This is a genomic window from Mesorhizobium sp. P5_C1, from assembly GCF_054049815.1.
The window spans coordinates 1-3,926 of the sequence record NZ_JBFULQ010000512.1; the positions used below are offsets into that span (position 1 = coordinate 1).

1 protein-coding gene is annotated in these 3,926 nt (G+C 63.1%); it reads right to left on the minus strand.

Annotated features, from left to right (window positions below):
* Positions 1-119: 119 nt before the first annotated feature.
* The gene (locus ACXJ7R_RS26865) at positions 120-3,902 is read right to left on the minus strand and encodes a vitamin B12-dependent ribonucleotide reductase (protein ID WP_457154471.1); all 3,783 of its coding nucleotides are present in this window, start codon (positions 3,900-3,902) and stop codon (positions 120-122) included.
* Between the last annotated feature and the right edge of the window lie 24 nt (positions 3,903-3,926).

A 3,926-nucleotide genomic window follows, 5' to 3' on the forward strand; every position in this document is an offset into this window, starting at 1 on the left:
ACCTTCTCCCACAAGGGGAGAAGGGAAGACGCACCTGATCGCTACCCTTAAGACRYTTCGGCCCGATCTTACGACCGGGCCGATAACGTTGCGTTTTGGACTAGCGTCTCGGATGTCGCTCAGCTGCACCCGCTCGTGGCACCACAAGTATCGCACTTCTCACAGGTCCCGTTCCGCACCATCGTAAAGTTCTGGCACTCGGAGCAGGAATTGCCGGTGTAGCCTTGCAGCAGTGACTTGGCTCGGCGGTCGTTGGCGAGTTTCTTTGCCTCGGCCGCTTCATTGGCCGCGGCGTCGGTGAACAGTGCCGCCGTGGCGTCCGAAGCAGCGCCCGCCGCTTCTTCGAAAGCGATGTCCTCGGCCAATTCCTTCGCCCGTTCCTCATAGTCGCGCTTKTAGGCGACCGCCTCGTCGGTGGCCGGCTTCAACGCCAGCACGTTGGAGCCGGAGAAGGCGGTCGGCRCCGAGCGGGCAGGGGCGCCCGAGGGAGCCGCAAAACCCTTCGGGTCGTTGCCGCTCACCCGCGACACCAGCTTCACCGGCGAGGCGCCACGGGTCAGGCCCTTGGAGACCGCGTCGGTCTTGCCTTCGCTGATGCCACGGCCAAGTGCGGTGTTGGAAAAGTCCGACTGGTCGACATGGGCGAGGTCGTTGCGGCCGAGATAGGAAATCGCGAGTTCCCGGAACACGTAGTCGAGGATCGACGTCGCGCTCTTGATCGCATCATTGCCTTGCACCATGCCGGCCGGCTCGAACTTGGTGAAGGTGAAGGCGTGCACATATTCGTCGAGCGGCACGCCATATTGCAGGCCGAGCGAGATAGCGATGGCGAAGTTGTTGAGAAGGCCACGCAGGGTCGCGCCTTCCTTGTTCATGTCGATGAAGATCTCGCCGAGACGGCCATCGTCATATTCGCCGGTGCGCAGGAAGATGGTGTTGCCACCGATCTTGGCCTTTTGCGTGTAGCCCTTGCGGCGCCCGGGCAGCTTTTCCTGCTCGCGCGACACGCGCTCGATGATGCGCTCGACGATCCGCTCGGTGATCTGTGCGGCACGCGCCGCCGCCGGTGCGGCGATCAGCTGTTCGATCGCCTCGTCCTCGTCGTCCTCGCCATCGGCGAGCAGCGAGGCGTTGAGCGGCTGCGACAGCTTCGAGCCGTCGCGGTAGAGCGCGTTGGCCTTCAGCGCCAGCTTCCACGACAGCATGTAGGCGCCCTTGGCGTCTTCCACCGTCGCGTCGTTCGGCATGTTGATGGTCTTGGAGATGGCGCCGGAGATGAAGGGCTGCGCCGCCGCCATCATCTGGATGTGGCTGTTGATCGACAGCGAGCGCTTGCCGATCTTGCCGCACGGGCTGGCGCAGTCGAACACCGCCAGGTCTTCGGCCTTGAGGAAGGGCGCGCCTTCCAGTGTCATTGCACCGCAGACATGGATGTTGGCGGCCTCGATGTCCTTCCTGGAGAAGCCCAGCGCCGGCAGCATCTCGAACGAGAAGTCGTTGAGCTGCTCGTCGGTGAAGCCAAACGTCTCCTTCACCCAGTCGGCTCCGAGCGTCCACTGGTTGAAGACGAACTTGATGTCGAAGGCCGACTTCAAGGCTGCGTTGAGCGCCGCGATCTTGTCGTCCGTGAACCCCTTCGCCTTGAGCGCGCCGGGATTGATCGCGGGCGCCTGGTTGAGATTGCCGTGGCCGACCGCATAGGCCTCCATCTCGCCGATCTGGGCTTCGGAGTAGCCGAGCGTGCGCAGCGCTTMCGGCACGGCGCGGTTGATGATCTTGAAATAGCCGCCGCCGGCCAGCTTCTTGAACTTCACCAGCGCGAAATCGGGCTCGATGCCGGTGGTGTCGCAATCCATGACCAGGCCGATCGTGCCGGTCGGCGCGATGACGGTCGCCTGCGCATTGCGGTAGCCATGCTCCTCGCCGAGCTCGATGGCGCGGTCCCAGGCAGCCTTGGCGTGCACCGCAAGGTCCTGCTGCTTCAGGTCGGAGGCGACCAGCGGCACCGGGTTGACGGCGAGCTTCTCATAGCCCTGCTTGTCGCCATAGGCGGCACGGCGATGGTTGCGCATGACGCGCAGCATGTTCTGCGCATTGCGGTCGTAGTCGGCAAAGGCGCCGAGTTCGGCGGCCATCTCGGCCGAGGTGGCATAGGCCGTGCCGGTCATGATCGCGGTGAGCGCGGCGCAGATGGCGCGGCCCTCGTCGGAGTCGTAAGGGATGCCCGACGTCATCAGCAGGCCGCCGATGTTGGCGTAGCCAAGACCGAGCGTACGGTATTCGTAGGACTGCTTGGCGATCTCCTTCGACGGGAATTGCGCCATCATGACCGAGATTTCGAGAACGATGGTCCACAGCCGCACGGTGTGCTCGTAGGCAGCGATGTCGATCGTGCCGTCGGCGTTGCGGTAGGGCAGGAGGTTGATCGAGGCCAGGTTGCAGGCCGTATCGTCGAGGAACATGTATTCCGAGCACGGATTGGACGCCCGGATCGCACCGGCCGAAGCGCAGGTGTGCCAGTCGTTCATCGTCGTGTTGAAATGCAGGCCCGGATCGGCCGACGCCCACGCGGCGTAGCCGATCTTTTCCCACAGGTCTCGCGCCTTCAGCGTCTTCAACACCTTGCCGTCCTTGCGGGCGGTGAGGTGCCAGTCGGCATCGTCCTCGACGGCGCGCAGGAAATTGTCCTTCAGCGACACAGAATTGTTGGAGTTCTGGCCCGAAACCGTGAGGTAGGCATCCGAATCCCAGTCGGTGTCGTAGGTCTTGAACGACATCGACGTGTAGCCCTGCTTGGCGAACTGGATGACACGGTAGATGTAGTTCTCCGGCACAGCCGACTTCTTGGCCGCCTTGATCTCGCGCTTCAGCGCGGTGTTGATCGACGGGTCGAAGCAATCGTCGTCATGGCCTTCGCAGTTGACGCAGGCCTTCATGATCGCTTCGAGATGCTTCTTGACGATCTTGGAGCCGGTGACCAGCGAGGCGACCTTCTGCTCTTCATTGACCTTCCAGTCGATGAATTCCTCGATATCGGGATGGTCGGCGTCGACAATGACCATCTTGGCGGCGCGGCGCGTCGTGCCGCCCGACTTGATGGCGCCCGCCGCGCGGTCGCCGATCTTGAGGAAGCTCATCAGGCCGGACGAGCGGCCGCCGCCGGACAGCTTTTCGCCTTCGCCGCGCAGCAGCGAGAAGTTGGATCCGGTGCCGGAGCCGTATTTGAACAGCCGCGCTTCACGCACCCAAAGGTCCATGATGCCGCCCTCGTTGACGAGGTCGTCCTGCACGCCCTGGATGAAGCAGGCATGCGGCTGCGGATGCTCATAGGAGGATTTCGACTTGGTCAACTTGCCGGTGAACGGGTCGACATAGAAGTGGCCCTGGCTTGGGCCGTCGATACCATAGGCCCAGTGCAGGCCGGTGTTGAACCATTGCGGGGAATTCGGCGCCACGCGCTGGGTGGCCAGCATGTAGGCAAGCTCGTCGCGGAAGGCGCGGGCGTCTTCTTCTGACGCCTTGAAGTAGCCGCCCTTCCAGCCCCAGTAGGTCCAGGTGCCGGCCAGCCGGTCGAAGACCTGGCGCGCGTCGATCTCGGAACCGTAGCGCTCGGCTTCCGGCAGCTTGGCAAGCTCGGCCTCATCGGCGACGGAGCGCCACAGGAAGGAGGGGACGTCGTTCTCCTCGATCTTCTTCAGCCGCGCCGGGACACCGGCCTTGCGGAAATACTTCTGCGCCAGGATGTCGGCGGCAACCTGTGAGAACTGCGCCGGCACATCGATATTGTCGAGACGGAACACCACCGAGCCATCCGGATTCTTGATCTCCGAAAGCGCCTTGCGGAATTCGATTTCCGCGTAAGCCGATTGCCCTTGCTTGGTGAAACGACGCTCGATGCGCATTGGTCCTATCCCTTTTGTCTATAT